Origin of the sequence: Bradyrhizobium sp. BLXBL-01 (genome assembly GCF_051853025.1) — a bacterium.
Classification (GTDB): domain Bacteria; phylum Pseudomonadota; class Alphaproteobacteria; order Rhizobiales; family Xanthobacteraceae; genus Bradyrhizobium.
In genome coordinates this window covers 4719969-4734105 of sequence record NZ_CP182471.1, presented here as the reverse complement: position 1 = coordinate 4734105, position 14137 = coordinate 4719969, and the positions used below count along the sequence as shown (strand labels likewise).

The 14137-nt window shown below is 66.6% G+C and carries 14 protein-coding genes; 5 read left to right on the top strand and 9 right to left on the bottom strand.

The window, feature by feature from the left end; all coding sequences use genetic code 11:
• Positions 1-75 precede the first annotated feature (75 nt).
• Both ACNJYA_RS22200 and ACNJYA_RS22195 read left to right on the top strand, forming a co-directional pair.
• Complete coding sequence (locus ACNJYA_RS22200; RefSeq protein ID WP_172786359.1) at positions 76-1161, top strand: Ppx/GppA phosphatase family protein; 1086 nt, start codon at positions 76-78, stop codon at positions 1159-1161.
• Positions 1162-1163: 2 nt separating this feature from the next.
• Complete coding sequence (locus tag ACNJYA_RS22195) at positions 1164-1850, top strand: RlmE family RNA methyltransferase (RefSeq protein WP_172786360.1); 687 nt, start codon at positions 1164-1166, stop codon at positions 1848-1850.
• A gap of 102 nt (positions 1851-1952) precedes the next feature.
• Here ACNJYA_RS22195 and ACNJYA_RS22190 read toward each other — a convergent pair whose 3' ends face one another.
• A complete protein-coding gene (locus ACNJYA_RS22190; RefSeq protein WP_212257616.1) occupies positions 1953-3443 on the bottom strand; it encodes a DHA2 family efflux MFS transporter permease subunit in 1491 nt (496 codons plus the stop codon).
• A gap of 449 nt (positions 3444-3892) precedes the next feature.
• On the opposite strand from ACNJYA_RS22190, the gene guaB reads away from it, so the two are divergent.
• The 3 genes from guaB (at position 3893) to ACNJYA_RS22175 (ending at position 7162) form a co-directional block, all read left to right on the top strand.
• On the top strand, positions 3893-5386 hold the full coding sequence (gene guaB / locus ACNJYA_RS22185; protein WP_172786362.1) for an IMP dehydrogenase: 1494 nt from the start codon (positions 3893-3895) through the stop codon (positions 5384-5386).
• A gap of 289 nt (positions 5387-5675) precedes the next feature.
• Complete coding sequence (locus ACNJYA_RS22180; RefSeq protein ID WP_212257469.1) at positions 5676-6698, top strand: NADP-dependent oxidoreductase; 1023 nt, start codon at positions 5676-5678, stop codon at positions 6696-6698.
• 170 nt (positions 6699-6868) lie between these two features.
• Positions 6869-7162 carry a hypothetical protein gene (locus ACNJYA_RS22175; RefSeq protein ID WP_212257470.1) on the top strand — a complete coding sequence of 98 codons (294 nt, stop codon included), beginning with the start codon at positions 6869-6871 and terminating at the stop codon, positions 7160-7162.
• Between the two features lie 10 nt (positions 7163-7172).
• Here the strand turns inward: ACNJYA_RS22175 and ACNJYA_RS22170 are convergent, their stop codons facing one another.
• The 8 genes from ACNJYA_RS22170 to ACNJYA_RS22135 all read right to left on the bottom strand — a co-directional run bounded on the left by ACNJYA_RS22170 (position 7173) and on the right by ACNJYA_RS22135 (position 14131).
• A complete protein-coding gene (locus ACNJYA_RS22170) occupies positions 7173-8237 on the bottom strand; it encodes a LacI family DNA-binding transcriptional regulator (protein ID WP_212257471.1) in 1065 nt (354 codons plus the stop codon).
• A gap of 238 nt (positions 8238-8475) precedes the next feature.
• On the bottom strand, positions 8476-9504 hold the full coding sequence (locus tag ACNJYA_RS22165; RefSeq protein WP_212257472.1) for a succinylglutamate desuccinylase/aspartoacylase family protein: 1029 nt from the start codon (positions 9502-9504) through the stop codon (positions 8476-8478).
• A gap of 60 nt (positions 9505-9564) precedes the next feature.
• Positions 9565-9909 carry a RidA family protein gene (locus tag ACNJYA_RS22160; RefSeq protein WP_212257473.1) on the bottom strand — a complete coding sequence of 115 codons (345 nt, stop codon included), beginning with the start codon at positions 9907-9909 and terminating at the stop codon, positions 9565-9567.
• Between the two features lie 55 nt (positions 9910-9964).
• Positions 9965-10762 carry a transporter substrate-binding domain-containing protein gene (locus ACNJYA_RS22155; protein ID WP_212257474.1) on the bottom strand — a complete coding sequence of 266 codons (798 nt, stop codon included), beginning with the start codon at positions 10760-10762 and terminating at the stop codon, positions 9965-9967.
• Between the two features lie 26 nt (positions 10763-10788).
• Positions 10789-11517, bottom strand: a complete 729-nt coding sequence (locus ACNJYA_RS22150) for an amino acid ABC transporter ATP-binding protein (protein ID WP_212257475.1) — start codon at positions 11515-11517, stop codon at positions 10789-10791.
• Entirely contained in the window at positions 11504-12154 is a 651-nt protein-coding gene (locus tag ACNJYA_RS22145) for an amino acid ABC transporter permease (RefSeq protein ID WP_439400750.1), read from the bottom strand. Before ACNJYA_RS22145 ends, ACNJYA_RS22150 begins: the two co-directional genes overlap by 14 nt.
• An 11-nt stretch (positions 12155-12165) precedes the next feature.
• Positions 12166-12825 carry an amino acid ABC transporter permease gene (locus ACNJYA_RS22140; protein ID WP_212257477.1) on the bottom strand — a complete coding sequence of 220 codons (660 nt, stop codon included), beginning with the start codon at positions 12823-12825 and terminating at the stop codon, positions 12166-12168.
• 10 nt (positions 12826-12835) lie between these two features.
• Positions 12836-14131, bottom strand: a complete 1296-nt coding sequence (locus ACNJYA_RS22135; protein ID WP_439363312.1) for an alanine racemase — start codon at positions 14129-14131, stop codon at positions 12836-12838.
• Positions 14132-14137 lie beyond the last annotated feature (6 nt).

Sequence of the window (14137 nt, the reverse complement as noted above, 5' to 3'; positions counted from 1 at the left end):
CCTGCCGCGCTGCTAATGTTTCAGGCGAATAATCAATTCCAGACCGGCCCGACCGGCCGCGGAAAGACAGTTTGTATGAATGACCACACGCGGCTCCGCGACGGCCATGTTAGCCAACATGGGCCGCACGGTGAGCTGAATGGGTCGATGGCGGCGGTGGCGTTGGCCACCGATCCGGCCGTCGGCGCGCAAGCGCCGGGAACCGGCGTCTATGCGGCGCTGGACCTCGGCACCAACAATTGCAGGCTGCTGATCGCCTGTCCGACCCAGGACGGCTTTCGCGTGGTCGATTCCTTCTCGCGCATCATCCGGCTCGGGGAGGGCGTCTCGGCGACAGGTTGCATCAGCGACGCCGCGATCGAGCGTGCCATCGCCGCGCTCAGCATCTGCCGGGACAAGATCAACTTACGGAAGGCGCGGCGGCTGCGGCTGATCGCGACCGAAGCCTGCCGCGCGGCTTCGAACGCGGAAGGTTTTCGCAGCCGCGTTGCGGCCGAGACCGGCATCGAGCTCGAGGTGATCGACCGCGAGACCGAGGCCACGCTCGCCGTGCTCGGCTGCTCGCCGCTGGTCGACCCCAGGGGGCGCGGCGCGATCCTGTTCGACATCGGCGGCGGCTCGACCGAGCTGGTGCGGATCGAGCGCGACCCGGAAAACCCGGAGCCGCGCATAAAAGCCTGGATGTCGATCCCCTATGGCGTGGTCACGCTCGCCGAGCAGTTCGGCGGACGCGACGTCACGCCGGAGATCTACGCCGCGATGGAGCAGGAGGTCGCAAGCCACGTCGCGCCGTTTGCGGAAGAGCACGGCCGCGATCTCGCCGACATGCATCTGCTCGGCACGTCGGGCACGGTGACGACGCTGGCCGGGATCCATCTCAATCTGGCGCGCTATGACCGACGCCGCATCGATAGCATCTGGATGAACGATGCCGATATCACCGCGACCATCAACAAGCTGCTCGGCATGAGCTACGAGGAGCGCGCGAACAACAGCTGCATCAGCGTCGAGCGTGCCGATCTCGTGCTCGCCGGCTGTGCCATTCTCGATGCTATCCGCCGCGCCTTTCCGCTGCCGCGCCTGCGCGTCGCCGACCGGGGCCTGCGCGAAGGCATGCTGGTCGAGATGATGCGCGAGGACGGTGCGCTCAGGAGCTGGTGAGTATGGCCAAGGACACGACCGGCCGCTTGCACGTCCAGGTCAAGACCGGCGGCAAGCGCAAATTGTCGTCGAAGCTGTGGCTGGAGCGGCAGCTCAACGATCCCTATGTCGCGAAAGCCAAGGCTGCGGGCTATCGCTCGCGTGCCGCGTTCAAGCTCTTGGAGATGGACGACAAGTTCCGGCTCTTGAAGCCGGGCATGGCCGTGGTCGATCTCGGCGCGGCACCCGGTGGCTGGAGCCAGATCGCGGCCAAGCGCGTCGGCTCGACGGAAGGCAAGGGCAAGGTCGTCGCCATCGATCTGTTGGAGATGCCGGAGATTCCCGGCGTCGATTTCGCGCAGCTCGACTTCATGGACAACGACGCGCCCGAGAAGCTCACCGCGATGCTCGGCGGCAAGGCCGACGTTGTGATGTCCGACATGGCCGCCAACACCACCGGCCACCGCAAGACCGACCAGCTGCGCATCGTCGGCCTGGTCGAGACCGCCGCGGCGTTTGCCTGCGACGTGCTCAAACCCGGCGGCGCGTTTCTGGCCAAGACGTTCCAGAGCGGCGCCGATGCCGATCTGCTCGCCCAGCTCAAGCGCGACTTTGCCACCGTGCGTCACGTCAAGCCCGCCGCGAGCCGGCAGGATTCCTCGGAGCGCTACGTGCTCGCGACGGGATTTCGGGGCGGGGGAACGGCGTAGCCTCGCACCCCGTCATTGCGAGGAGCTCTTGCGACGAAGCAATCCAGGCTGTCTCCGCAGAGGCATTCTGGATTGCTTCGCTGCGCTCGCAATGACGAAAGACTACCCCAGCCGCTGATCCCGCACGTCCTGCGTATCCTCGGACGCTGCCTTGACCGCCGCCTTCTCCGCACCCTTGCCCGCGCCCTTGCGGCTCGCGATCTCCACCGCCTTGCGGCCGGAAATTTCGTGGCCGGCATCCGCGGGCATCTGCCAGAAGAACCAGCTCGAGGCCGCCGAGGTCAGCGCCACCACCACGAAGGCGGGCGCGAACACCGTGGCGTCGATCTCGCTGATATGGTGGAACCACATCGTCGTTTCCACGCAGGCCGCGCCGACGGCGACGCCGGCGGAGACCGCGAGCTGCTGGTTGACGCTGACGAGGGTGGTGGCGCGGCTCATTTGCGCGGTCTCGACGTCGGCATAGGCGACCGTGTTGATCGCGGTGAACTCCAGCGAGCGGAAGAAGCCGCCGACCACCAGGATGACCATGATGATGAGCAGCGGCGTCGTCACCGTGAACAGCGCGCAGACGGCGAGAAAGAACGCGCTGATGATCGCGTTCACCGTCATCAGGTTGCGGAAGCCGAAGGTGCGGATGATGCGCGCGGCCAGCGTCTTCATGCCCATGGCCCCGAGCGAGGAAGCAAAGGTGACGAGGCCGGAATGGAACGGCGACAGGCCGAAGCCGATCTGCATCAGGAGCGGCAGCAGGAACGGCAGCGCGCCGATGCCAAGCCGGAACAGGAAGCCGCCGAACACGGCTGCGCGCAGTGTCGGCAGCCTCAGGAGCGAGAAGTCCAGCACCGGCGATCCGGTCCGCCGCGCGTGGATGACGTAGAGGGTCATCGAGATCGCACCGCCCACGACCAGCGCGGCCACCGTGCTCCATGGCAGCAGGTTGAGCCCGGCGACTGAAAGGCCAAAGGCGATCCCGGCAAGGCCGATGCCGGCGAGCACCATGCCGTAGAGATCGAACGGCTCCTGCGCCTCGCTCTTGATGGGATCGATGAAGCGCAGCGCCATGAAGATGCCGAGCAGGCCGATCGGGATGTTGATCAGGAAGATCCAGTGCCAGGACGCGTACGTCGTGATGAAGCCGCCGAGCGGCGGGCCGATCACGGGGCCGATCAGGGCAGGGACCGTCACCCAGGCCATGGCGTTGACCAGCGCGCTCTTGTCGACCGAGCGCAGCAGCACGAGGCGTCCGACCGGCGTCATCATCGCACCGCCCATGCCTTGCAGGATGCGCGCGAATACGAAATCGGTGACCGAGGTCGAGAGCGCGCAGCCGACCGAGCCGACCATGAACACGCCGACCGCGATCGCGAATACCATCCGCGCGCCGAACCGGTCGGCGGTCCAGCCGCTCGCCGGGATGAACACCGCGAGCGACAGCAGGTAAGATGTGATCGCGAGCTTCAGCGTCAGCGGGCTGGTGCCGATGTCCGCCGCGATCGCCGGCAGCGAGGTGGCGATCACGGTCGAATCCATGTTCTCCATGAACAGAGCCGTGGCCACGATCAGCGGAATGACGCGTTGCTTGTCGACCATGAAATTCATGAAAGCTGAAGGAGGGGCGGAGTTGCGGCTTATCACCGCTGCCGGGCGGGGACCATTGCGGATCCACGCATGGCACCTAAGTCCCGCGTAACAACGGTGTGACCCTCTCTGTCATTCCGGGGCGCGCCCCTTGGCGCGAGCCCGGAATCTATTGGGCCACAGCGTTGCTGCGCGATGGATTCCGGGTTCGCGACTTCGTCGCGCCCCGGAATGACGCCGGAGGGGACGGCGGACGGAGCCGACCCCGCTGAATCGGCCCAAAAAAGCCTGTGCATGGCTGGCCAGCGGCCCGAATTGCTTTGATTCGTCACGCGACCGTGCTATCGACCCGCGTCAACCCCACCGATGGGCTCCGATTCTCAAGGCGTTGCCGCAAGGGACGCCGAGGGCGGCGCTCATCCATGAGCATTTGCGGCAAGGCCGCAGGAAGGAGTTGGCAGATGGCCACGGTGCAACTTCAGGGCATCCGCGAAGCCTTTACGTTTGACGACGTGCTGTTGAAGCCGGGCCTGTCGGACGTCATGCCGGGCGAGGTCGACATCCGCTCCCGCGTCACCCGCGCCATCCCGCTCAACATCCCGATCATGGCCTCGGCCATGGACACCGTCACCGAGGCCCGCATGGCGATCGCCATGGCGCAGGCCGGCGGCCTCGGCGTCATCCACCGCAATTTCGATCCCGAAGGGCAGGCCGCCCAGGTGCGGCAGGTCAAGCGCTACGAGTCCGGCATGGTGGTGAACCCGCTCACCATCAGCCCCGACGCCACGCTCGACGATGCGCTCAAGCTGATGAGCGATCACGGCATCTCCGGCATTCCCGTCGTCACCGGCGCCGGCAAGAACACGCCCGGCAAGCTGGTCGGTATCCTCACCAACCGCGACGTGCGCTTTGCCACCGACCGCCGGCAAAAAGTCTCCGAGCTGATGACGCATGAAGGGCTCGTCACGGTCCGTGAGAATGTCAGCCAGGACGAGGCGCGGCGGATGCTGCACCAGCACCGCATCGAGAAGCTGCTGGTGGTCGACGATCAATATCGCTGCGTCGGTCTCATCACCGTGAAGGACATGGAGAAGGCGGTCGCCCATCCGCTCGCCTGCAAGGATGGGCAGGGCCGCCTTCGCGTCGCTGCCGCCACCACGGTCGGCGACACCGGCTTCGAGCGCACCGAGCGGCTGATCGATGCCGGCGTCGACCTCGTCGTCGTCGACACCGCGCACGGTCATTCCCGTCACGTGCTGCAGGCGGTGAACCGCATCAAGCGCCTGTCCAATTCGGTGCAGGTCGTCGCCGGCAACGTCGCCACCACGGAAGGCGCGCAGGCGCTGATCGACGCGGGCGCGGATTGCATCAAGGTCGGCATCGGCCCGGGCTCGATCTGCACCACGCGCATCGTCGCCGGCGTCGGCGTGCCCCAGCTCACCGCGATCATGGATGCGGTCGACGCGGCGAAGAAGGCCGACGTCCCCGTCATCGCCGACGGCGGCATCAAATATTCCGGCGACCTTGCGAAAGCACTCGCGGCCGGCGCCGACATCGCCATGGTCGGCTCGCTGCTGGCCGGCACCGACGAGACGCCCGGCGAAGTGTTCCTGTGGCAGGGCCGCTCCTACAAGGCCTATCGCGGCATGGGCTCGGTCGGCGCGATGGCGCGGGGATCGGCCGACCGCTACTTCCAGCAGGACATCAAGGATACGCTCAAGCTCGTGCCTGAAGGCATCGAGGGCCAGGTGCCCTACAAGGGCCCGGTCGGCAACGTCATGCACCAGCTCGCCGGCGGCTTGCGCGCCGCGATGGGCTATGTCGGCGCGCGCGACATGAAGGAGCTGCACGACAAGGCCCAGTTCGTCCGCATCACCGGCGCGGGCCTGCGCGAAAGCCACGTCCACGACGTCACCATCACGCGCGAGAGCCCGAATTATCCGGGCGGGGGTTAGTCACTCGCTCGTGCCAAATGACGGTGTCATGCCCCGCGAAGGCGGGGCATCCAGTACGCCGCGGCCCTTCCACTCAATCACAACCGCCTTGGAGTACTGGATCGTCCGCCTTCGCGGACGATGACAGCGAGTGTGTGGTTGGCACCTGCCACAAGCTCGTCATTGCGAGCCAACGGGTCCGCGCGAAGCGCGGCCCGATGACAGGCTCCGCGAAGCAATCCAGTCCTTTTGTGTTGACGCGGCTGGATTGCTTCGCTTCGCTTGCAATGACAGAAAAGTGGAGGAAGCCATGGCCCAAGCCAAACGCATCGTTCTCGCCGCGCGTCCCGTCGGCGAACCCAAGCCGTCTGATTTTCACCTGGAGGAATTCGCCGTGCCGACGCCAGGGCAGGGAGAAGTCCTGCTGCGCACGATCTGGCTGTCGCTCGATCCCTATATGCGCGGGCGCATGAGCGAGGGGCCGTCCTACGCAGCTCCGGTGCCGGTCGGCGGCGTGATGGAAGGCGAGGCGGTCAGCGAGGTCGCGGCTTCCAACAATCCCGATTTCACGGTCGGCGAGATCGTGCGGGCCCGCACCGGCTGGCAGTCGCACGCGATCTCGAACGGCAAGGGCCTGATCAAGGTCGATCCCAAGCTCGGTCCGATCTCGACCTCGATCGGCGTGCTCGGCATGCCCGGCATGACCGCCTATACGGGCCTGCTCGACATCGGCAAGCCGCAGCCGGGCGAGACCGTCGTCGTTGCTGGTGCGTCCGGCGCGGTCGGCTCGGCGGTGGGGCAGATCGCGAAGCTCAAGGGCGCCCGTGCGGTCGGCATCGCTGGCGGCAAGGACAAGTGCGACTACGTGGTGAAGGAGCTCGGCTTCGATGCCTGCATCGATCACCGCGACCCCGATCTCGCCGCCAGGCTGAAGGACGCCTGCCCTGGGGGTATCGACGTCTATTTCGAAAATGTCGGCGGTGCCGTGTTCGAGGCGGTGTTCCCGCTGCTCAATCCGTTCGCGCGCGTTCCGGTCTGCGGCCTGATCGCCCATTACAACGACACCGAGGCCAAGCCGCCGAAATGGGCCGCGTCCCTGATGCGCGCAACCCTCACCAAGCGGCTGACCTTCCGCGGCTTCATCGTGTCAGACTTCGCCGCCCGCCATGGCGACTTCCTGCGCGACATGTCCGCCTGGGTTCGCGACGGCAAGGTCAAGTACAAGGAGTTCGTCACCGAGGGCCTGGAGAGTGCCCCCGGCGCCTTCATGGGCCTGCTGAAGGGGGCCAATTTCGGCAAGCAGCTGGTCCGGGTCGGGCCGGACAAGGCCTAGCGCGACAGGGAATGGGACTCACGTGGCCCCGCGGCCACACCCCGCGTGGGGATAGTTAAGAAAGAGTCACCAAATGGTCACACCTGCCCGCAAAAGCCGCAGGTGTGACCGCCTGTTCATTGACGGCCGGAGGAAGGCATTGAATCATCGCGCATATTTTAGGTGCTGCGATGTTAGAGATTGGTATTTTCTGCGTAATCCTCCTGGCCGCCGGCTATTGGGCGACCATGTTCATCATGGGCCGTCGCGACGACGTCATCCATGGCAAGTTCGTTCACGCCGAGGATGAGGGCGATTTCATGCCGGCCGCAAGGCCTGCTCCACCGCCATTCCCGAAGCGCCCGGTGAAAGCTGCGCAGCCCGCCTCTGTTCAGCCGGTCGGCACCGCGGCCAAGCCGGTGAACAGCGCCGCGCTGCAATCGCTGCTCGCTGCCATCCAGCAGGATCTCAAGAGCGTCGCGTAAGCCGCAACGCTCAGACGCTGCCGCGCTCGACCAGGAACAGATCGACCGCGAGCCGCTGCTCGGCGCGCGGCGTGCCTGAGAGCCGCGCCAAAAGCAGTTCGCCCGCGAGACGTCCCACGGCCGCCGCATCGAACGAGATGGTCGTGAGGCCGGGCGTGATCTGATCGGCGACGTCGTTGTCACCAAAGCCGAGCACGGCCAGATCGCGCGGCACCGACAGGCCGCGGGCGCGAGCCTCGATCAGCGCACCGGTCGCGAGCAGGTCGTTGGCGCAGAACACGGTGTCGACGTCGCCGCTGCGCTCGAGCAGGGCGGTGAAGGCGGCACGGCCGTCGACCAGCCCCGTCACCTCTCCAACGAGGATTTCGTGAACGATCGTGAGGCCGAGCTGTGCGGCGGCGGCGCGAAAGCCGTCGCGGCGGAGCGCGCCACGGCCGCTGCTGCGGCCGATGAAGGCGACGCGGCGATGTCCTGCCTGCGCCAGCCGGCGCGCCGCCATGGCGCCGGCATCCGCATTGGGCAGGCCGACCAGCATGTCGATGGGATCGCGCGGAAACGCCCAGGTCTCGATCACGGGAATGCCGAGCTCGGCCAGCGCCGTGCGGTTCTCCTCGAGCTCGATGACGCCGGTGAACATCACCGCCGCGGGGCGGATGCCGCGTAGCGACTGGACCATCGCGACCTCCTTGGCATAGGAGTAGGAGGTCTGGCCGACCAGCACCTCAAAACCCTCCGGCTCGAGCGTCGCGGCAAAGCTGCGCACCGCAAGGCCGAACTGCTGGCTGAGGATGTTGGAGACGAAGGCGACGACCACGTTCGAGCGGCCCGAGCGCAGCGCGCGGGCATGCGGGTTGGAAGCATAGCCCGTCGCCTCGATCACCTCGAGGATTCGCTCGCGGGTCTTGCGATTGACTTTCTCGGGGTGGCGCAGCACCCGCGACACCGTGATCGGCGCGACGCCGGCGCGCTCGGCGACTTCCTCGATGCGCGGCGGCCGTCCGGTCGCATTGCTGCGGCCGGGCGGCGCCGGAATGCGCACGACGTCGTCATAGCTCGGCTTGGCCGGATCGGTCATCGAATCCCTGAAGAGACGTCAGGTTAGAGCATCATGAGATCAGATCGTACTGCAACCGCATTGGCACTGCGCTCCCTCCCCCGCTTGCGGGGGAGGGTTGGGGAGAGGGTGTCTCCACGTCGGGATCGTCCAAGGTTACGGACGAAATCCCCAAGAGGAGAAAGCTCTCACCCGGATCGCTTTCGCGATCCGACCTCTCCCGCAAGCGGGAGAGGTGCAATGAGCATGCGGCCGAAGCTCACCGTCCCAAAACTTCCTCACACTTCAAGGCGCGGCCGACCTGCACCAGGCAGTCGCCGCTCTGGCTGTCGGTGTGCAGGCGCTGCGAGATCACGATGCCGTCGGCGGGGAAGCGCAGCACCTCTTCGGCAAGCTCGGGGCGCTCGAAGTCGTGATACCAGCCAGCGATGTCGCCCGCCTTCACGCGCGCACCGACGGTGACAGCGGGCTCGAACCAGCCACGGCGCGTCGCGAACACGGCCTGGGCATGGCTCTGCAGGGCCAGCAGTTCGGTCGCGCGCTCGACCGGCGCATGCGGCCCGAGCACGGGCGCCTGGACGAGGCCGAGCGCGAGCAGCAGCCGGTCGACCGCGCGCGCGGTGAACGCCATGGTCTGCGGCGTGACAGTGCCGCCGCCGCCGAATTCACCGGAGAGCCCGATCGCGCCGGCGCGCGCGGCCGCCGCCATCGAGGTCGGCGCCGTGGCGCCGTTCTCGGCGACAAAGGCGAAGGGCATCCCGAGCCCTTTCATCAGGCGCAGCGCGTGGCCGAACATTTCTGGCGGTCCCTGCCGCTCGATCAGCGCGCAGGGCACGTGCGCCATCGACGTGCCGCCGGAGTGGATGTCGAAGACGACGTCGTGGCGCGGAAACAGCTCGTGCTCGAGGAAATGCGCCAGGCGGAAGGTCGGCGTGCCCGCGGCATCGCCCGGGAAGGCGCGGTTGAGATTGCCCTCGTCGAGCGGCGAGCGGCGCCGTGCCGCCATCACGGCGGGCCAATTGGCGAAGGGCAGGATGGTGATCTCGCCCTTGATGGCGCGCGCATCGAGCCGGCGATACAGCCGCGTCAGCGTGATCTCGCCCTCATATTCGTCGCCGTGATTGCCGGCCATCAGGAGCAGCTTCGGTCCGGCGCCGTTCTTGATCCGGAAGATCGGGATCTTGAGCTGATAGTAAGGGGAGCGATCGATCGAGAAGGGAATGCCGAGATGGCCGGACCATTTCTGGTCCTTCTCGAAATCGATCTCGTGAAACAGTCCGGTATGCATGGCTTGCCTCGAGGCCGCGTCGCGCCGACGCCGGCCGAAGTTTGAAGAAGAGCGGCTTCGTTACAGCAACGCCACCGCGGTCATCTCGACGCGCAGATCGGGATCGGCGAGACGGGCTTCGACGCAGGCGCGCGCCGGCGGATTGGCCGGATCGATCCAGGAATCATAAACCGAGTTCATGGTGTCGAAGTCGGTGATATGCGGCAGGAAGACGTTGACCGCGATCAGCTTGGAGCGGTCGGAGCCGGCCTCCTTGAGCAGCGCGTCGATCTTGGCGAGCACCTGCTCCGTCTGCGACACGATGCCGGCCTTGCGGTCATCCGCAACCTGGCCTGCGATGTGCACCATGCCGCCGGCGGCGACGGCCTGGCTCATGCGCGATCCCACGACGTAACGTTTGATCATCTCAATTCTCCTCGTAAAGGTGGGCTCTCACATAATGCGAGAGCCCGTCCAAAACTCACAGCGTCGGCAACGACTGCTCTTCCTTGAACCATTTCAGCTGAAGTGCGCCGAGCTTGCCGTTGAGCTTGTTGAAGAAGATGTCGGTGTTGATCCAGTTGAGCAGGTTCTGCTCGCCCTGGCGGACGCCGACATGGGCCGGCGACTGGCGGATCAGGAATTTCAGCTCGACCTCCTTGGTCGGGTTCTGGTCCTGCACCTTCAGTGCGATGGCGCTGTTCTCCGCGAACGTGTCGGCCTGTCCGGCGAGATAGGCCGCAATCGCAGCCGGAGTGTCCTCGAAGCGCACCAGCTTCACCTTCGGCGCGTTGTCGGTGAGCCAGACGTCGAGCGTCGTACCTTTGGCGACGGCTACCGTGCGGCCCTCCAGATTGTCGGGCTTCTTGCCGGTGGCGGAGGGGAGCGACTTGGCGCCATAAACGCCGAGATTCACCACCGCATAGGGCTGCGAGAACATCACCTGCTGGGCGCGCTCCGGCGTGGCGCCGAGACCGGCGATCAAAATGTCGAGCTTGTCCGAGAGCAGGCTCGGGATGCGCGCGGCACCCGTCACCGGCACCAGTTCGAGCTTCACGCCCATGTCGGCGGCGATCAGTTTTGCAAGATCGGCATCGAGGCCGGCGATCTCGCCCTTGTCGTCCTTGAAGCCCCACGGCGCGGCATCAGTGAGAATGCCGACGCGAATCTTGCCGGCGCCGAGCACGTCCTGGAGCTTGTCGGCCTTGGCAAGGCCGGGTGCGGCGAGGACGGCGAGGGCCGCCGCTGCAATGGTGAAGAGGGACTTCAACTTTCTCATGACTCTCTCCTTGAAGGGGACGGTTTTCACTTGGCAGATGCGATGAAGCTTGCGAGCTCGGGTGTCTCAGGACTGGCGAACAGTTTTGCCGGTGGGCCCTGTTCCCAGACGCGGCCCTGATGCATGAAGACGATGCGGTCGGCGACGTTGCGGGCAAAGCCCATCTCGTGGGTGACCAGGATCATGGTCATGCCCTGTTCCGCCATCGCTTCCATGACCTTCAGGACTTCGCCGACGAGCTCGGGGTCGAGCGCCGAGGTCACTTCGTCGAACAGCATGAGGTGGGGCGCCATGGCGAGACAGCGGGCGATGGCGACGCGCTGCTGCTGGCCGCCGGAGAGTTGCTCGGGCCAGGCGTCGATCTTGTCGGCGAGCCCGACGCGGGTCAGCACGTCCTCGGCCAAGGCCCGCGCTTTCGTCCTCTCGATGCGGCCGGTGAGCAGCGGAGCGAGCGTGATGTTGCGCTCGACCTTCAGATGCGGAAACAAATTGAAGGCTTGGAACACGATGCCGACGCGCTGACGGAATTTCTTCAGGTCTGGCATTTTGGCGTGAACCTTCTGGCCCTCGACCCGGATCTCGCCGGAATCGACGCTCTCCAGCGCGTTGATGCAGCGGAGCAGCGTCGACTTGCCCGAGCCGGAGCGGCCGATGATGGTGACGATCTCGCCTTCCTCGACCTCGAGCGAGACGCCCTTGAGCACCTCGACCTTGCCGAATGTCTTGCGCACGTCGCGGATTTCAACGAGAGCCATCGAGGCGGGCCTCCAGGGAGCGGGACCAGAGCGTGAGCGGCAGGCACAGCGCGAAATAGATCGCGGCGACCGGGGCGTAGGTGAGCAGCGGCTGGAACGTCGCCGCGCTCACCACCTGTCCGGCGCGGGCGAGCTCGACGAAGCCGAGGATCGAGGCGAGCGAGGTGCCCTTGATGAGCTGCACCAGGAAGCCGACGGTCGGCGGCAGCGACAGCCGCAGCGCCTGCGGCGCGATGATGTGGCGGAATTGCTGCCAGGCGGAGAGGCCGAGACAGGCGCCGGCCTCCCATTGCGCCTGCTTTACGGCCTCCAGGCCACCGCGCCAGATCTCGCCGAGGAAGGCGGCGGTGTAGAGCGTGTAGGCGACGGTCACGGCGATGAGCGCCGGCACCTGGATGCCGAGGAAGACCGGCATGCCGAAATAGAAGAAGAACAACAGTCCGAGCAGCGGCACGCTCTGGATCACCTGGATGCACGCCGCCATCGCCCAGCGCAGCCCTGCGAACCGGCTGATGCGGCCGAGCGCAAGCCCGAGCGCCAGTGGCGCACCGAAGAGAAGCGCGAGCACGACGAGGGTGACGGTCCAGCGCAGCGCCGCGAACAGCGAGACGAAATCGATGAGGGAGAAGGATCGCATCGCTTCGCCCCTCAGCGCCGCCGCGGCCAGCGGAAGGCCGCCAGGCCGATCACGGCGAACAGCGCCTTGAACGCCATCGCCATCGCGAAATAGGCCGCGCAGATCACGGCATAGACCTCGAAGCTGCGATAGGTACGGCTCTCGATGAAGCCGGCGACGTGGAACAGCTCATCCGTGGCGACCTGCGAAGCGAGCGAGGTGCCGAGCAGCAAAAGCACGAACTGGCTGGTCACGGCGGGATAAGCATTGCGCAGCGCCGGCGGCAGGATGATGTGGCGAAACACCTGCCAGCCCGACAACCCCAAGCACTGGCCGGCCTCGACCTGGCTGCGCGGAATGGAATCGAGACCGGCGCGGATGATCTCGACGGAATAAGCGCCGAAATAGAGTGACAGCGCGACGGCCGCGGCCTCGAAGGCGGGCAGCTTCAGGCCGAAGTTCGGCAGCACGAAGAACACGATGAAGATCTGGATCAGCGACGGCGTGTTGCGGAACAGCTCGATGTAACCGCGCACCAGCCAGCGCAGCGACGTGATCCGCCCCTTCAGCGCGACCGCGCCGGCGATGCCGATCACGAGCCCGGCGAGCGCCGAGATCACCGTCAGCTCCAGCGTGACGATGGCGCCGTCGATGAGCTGGTTCTGATAGCGCCAGAGCGGCAGGAAGTTCATCGCGCCGCTCTCAGCCGAACTGGGTGGGGAGGGCGCGCGCCACGACGCCGTCGGCATCGAGGCCGAAGATCACGCGCCAGCGGTCGAGGCAGGTGCAGGGATGCGAGATGCCGAAGGCGATGATGTCGCCGACCGCAAGCGCAGCTTCGGATGCGACCGAGAGGAACGCGTGCTGGTCGTTGAGGCGGGTCACCGCGAGCGCCGCGGCAAGGCCTTGCTGCTCGACTCCGTCCCGGAACACGCGCAACGGCACGGGCAGTCCCTGGTCGAAGGAGGCATCGCGCATGCCGAAGCCGGCGATCGCAAGTCCGTCTTCGGGCCGCGACAGCACCTCGGCCCAGAGCGTCAGCGTGGGCCGAAAGCTCTCCACGGCCGAGTGGTGCAGGCCTTCGATGAGGAGGCCGCCGCGCCGGTCGACTTCCGCGAAAGCGCGCGCATAGATGCCGTGATCGGCGAAGAACAGTGCGCCCGAGCGCAGGATCACACTGGCGTTGCCGTCGGCCTGAGCCGCGGGCGCAAGCGTCCGCGCGACGACATCGAAATAGGCCGAGCCGCCGGCACTCAGGATCAACGGCCGCTTCGGGGCGGCCGCGCGCACCAACGCAAATGTCTCGATGGTGCGCTCCAGCAGCACCGCGATGGCGCGCATCGTCTCGTCGGTATCGGACGTTGCAGCGGCGCCTTCGTAAGTGGCGACGCCGCCGAGCACGAGCCGGTCGGCGGCGAGCACGGCTGCGATCGTTGCCTCGACCGCGGCGCGGTCGCGCGCGCCGGTGCGGCCGGCGCCGAGTTCGACCAGCACCGATAATTCACTGCGTCCCGCGATCCGCGCGGCCCCGGCGAGAGCTGCCACCGCAGCCGGTGAATCCGCAAAAGCGTGAAATTCGACGTCGGGATAGGCGCTGAGCAGCGTGCCAAGGCGGCGGCCGGCGGCAAGCCCGCCGATCTCGTTGGCCAGCAGCAGGCGTCGCTCGCCGCTCGCGAGCAGCACGGCGGCCTGCTGGACGTTGGCAACCGTCGTGCCCCAGGCGCCGGCGGCGCGCAGCGAGCGGGCGAGCTCCGGCGACATCGGCGTCTTGGCGTGGGGCGCGACGGCAACGCCTGAACTCGCGCACCATTTCAGGAAGAGATCGCGGTTGGCCGCGAAGGCGGCTTCATCCAGGGTGAGGACGGGCAGGGCGAGATCGCCGTGCGCAGGCGACCAGCCCTGGTTGCCGATGTCCGCAGTGGCAACGCCATCGACCATGGGAATGCCCCGCACGGTCGCCGAAAGGCGTTGGTTCTCCCACCGGGACAAGAACTGCATCATCGC

Bases quoted from the DNA above. Each gene is read 5' to 3' on its own strand.
- ACNJYA_RS22195 (WP_172786360.1), top strand. From the start codon at position 1,164: ATGGCCAAGGACACGACCGGCCGCTTGCACGTCCAGGTCAAGACCGGC.
- ACNJYA_RS22145 (WP_439400750.1), bottom strand. From the start codon at position 12,154: ATGCGATCCTTCTCCCTCATCGATTTCGTCTCGCTGTTCGCGGCGCTG.
- guaB (WP_172786362.1), top strand. From the start codon at position 3,893: ATGGCCACGGTGCAACTTCAGGGCATCCGCGAAGCCTTTACGTTTGAC.
- ACNJYA_RS22200 (WP_172786359.1), top strand. From the start codon at position 76: ATGAATGACCACACGCGGCTCCGCGACGGCCATGTTAGCCAACATGGG.
- ACNJYA_RS22135 (WP_439363312.1), bottom strand. From the start codon at position 14,131: ATGCAGTTCTTGTCCCGGTGGGAGAACCAACGCCTTTCGGCGACCGTG.
- ACNJYA_RS22190 (WP_212257616.1), bottom strand. From the start codon at position 3,443: ATGGTCGACAAGCAACGCGTCATTCCGCTGATCGTGGCCACGGCTCTG.
- ACNJYA_RS22170 (WP_212257471.1), bottom strand. From the start codon at position 8,237: ATGACCGATCCGGCCAAGCCGAGCTATGACGACGTCGTGCGCATTCCG.
- ACNJYA_RS22165 (WP_212257472.1), bottom strand. From the start codon at position 9,504: ATGCATACCGGACTGTTTCACGAGATCGATTTCGAGAAGGACCAGAAA.
- ACNJYA_RS22175 (WP_212257470.1), top strand. From the start codon at position 6,869: ATGTTAGAGATTGGTATTTTCTGCGTAATCCTCCTGGCCGCCGGCTAT.
- ACNJYA_RS22140 (WP_212257477.1), bottom strand. From the start codon at position 12,825: ATGAACTTCCTGCCGCTCTGGCGCTATCAGAACCAGCTCATCGACGGC.
- ACNJYA_RS22160 (WP_212257473.1), bottom strand. From the start codon at position 9,909: ATGATCAAACGTTACGTCGTGGGATCGCGCATGAGCCAGGCCGTCGCC.
- ACNJYA_RS22180 (WP_212257469.1), top strand. From the start codon at position 5,676: ATGGCCCAAGCCAAACGCATCGTTCTCGCCGCGCGTCCCGTCGGCGAA.
- ACNJYA_RS22155 (WP_212257474.1), bottom strand. From the start codon at position 10,762: ATGAGAAAGTTGAAGTCCCTCTTCACCATTGCAGCGGCGGCCCTCGCC.
- ACNJYA_RS22150 (WP_212257475.1), bottom strand. From the start codon at position 11,517: ATGGCTCTCGTTGAAATCCGCGACGTGCGCAAGACATTCGGCAAGGTC.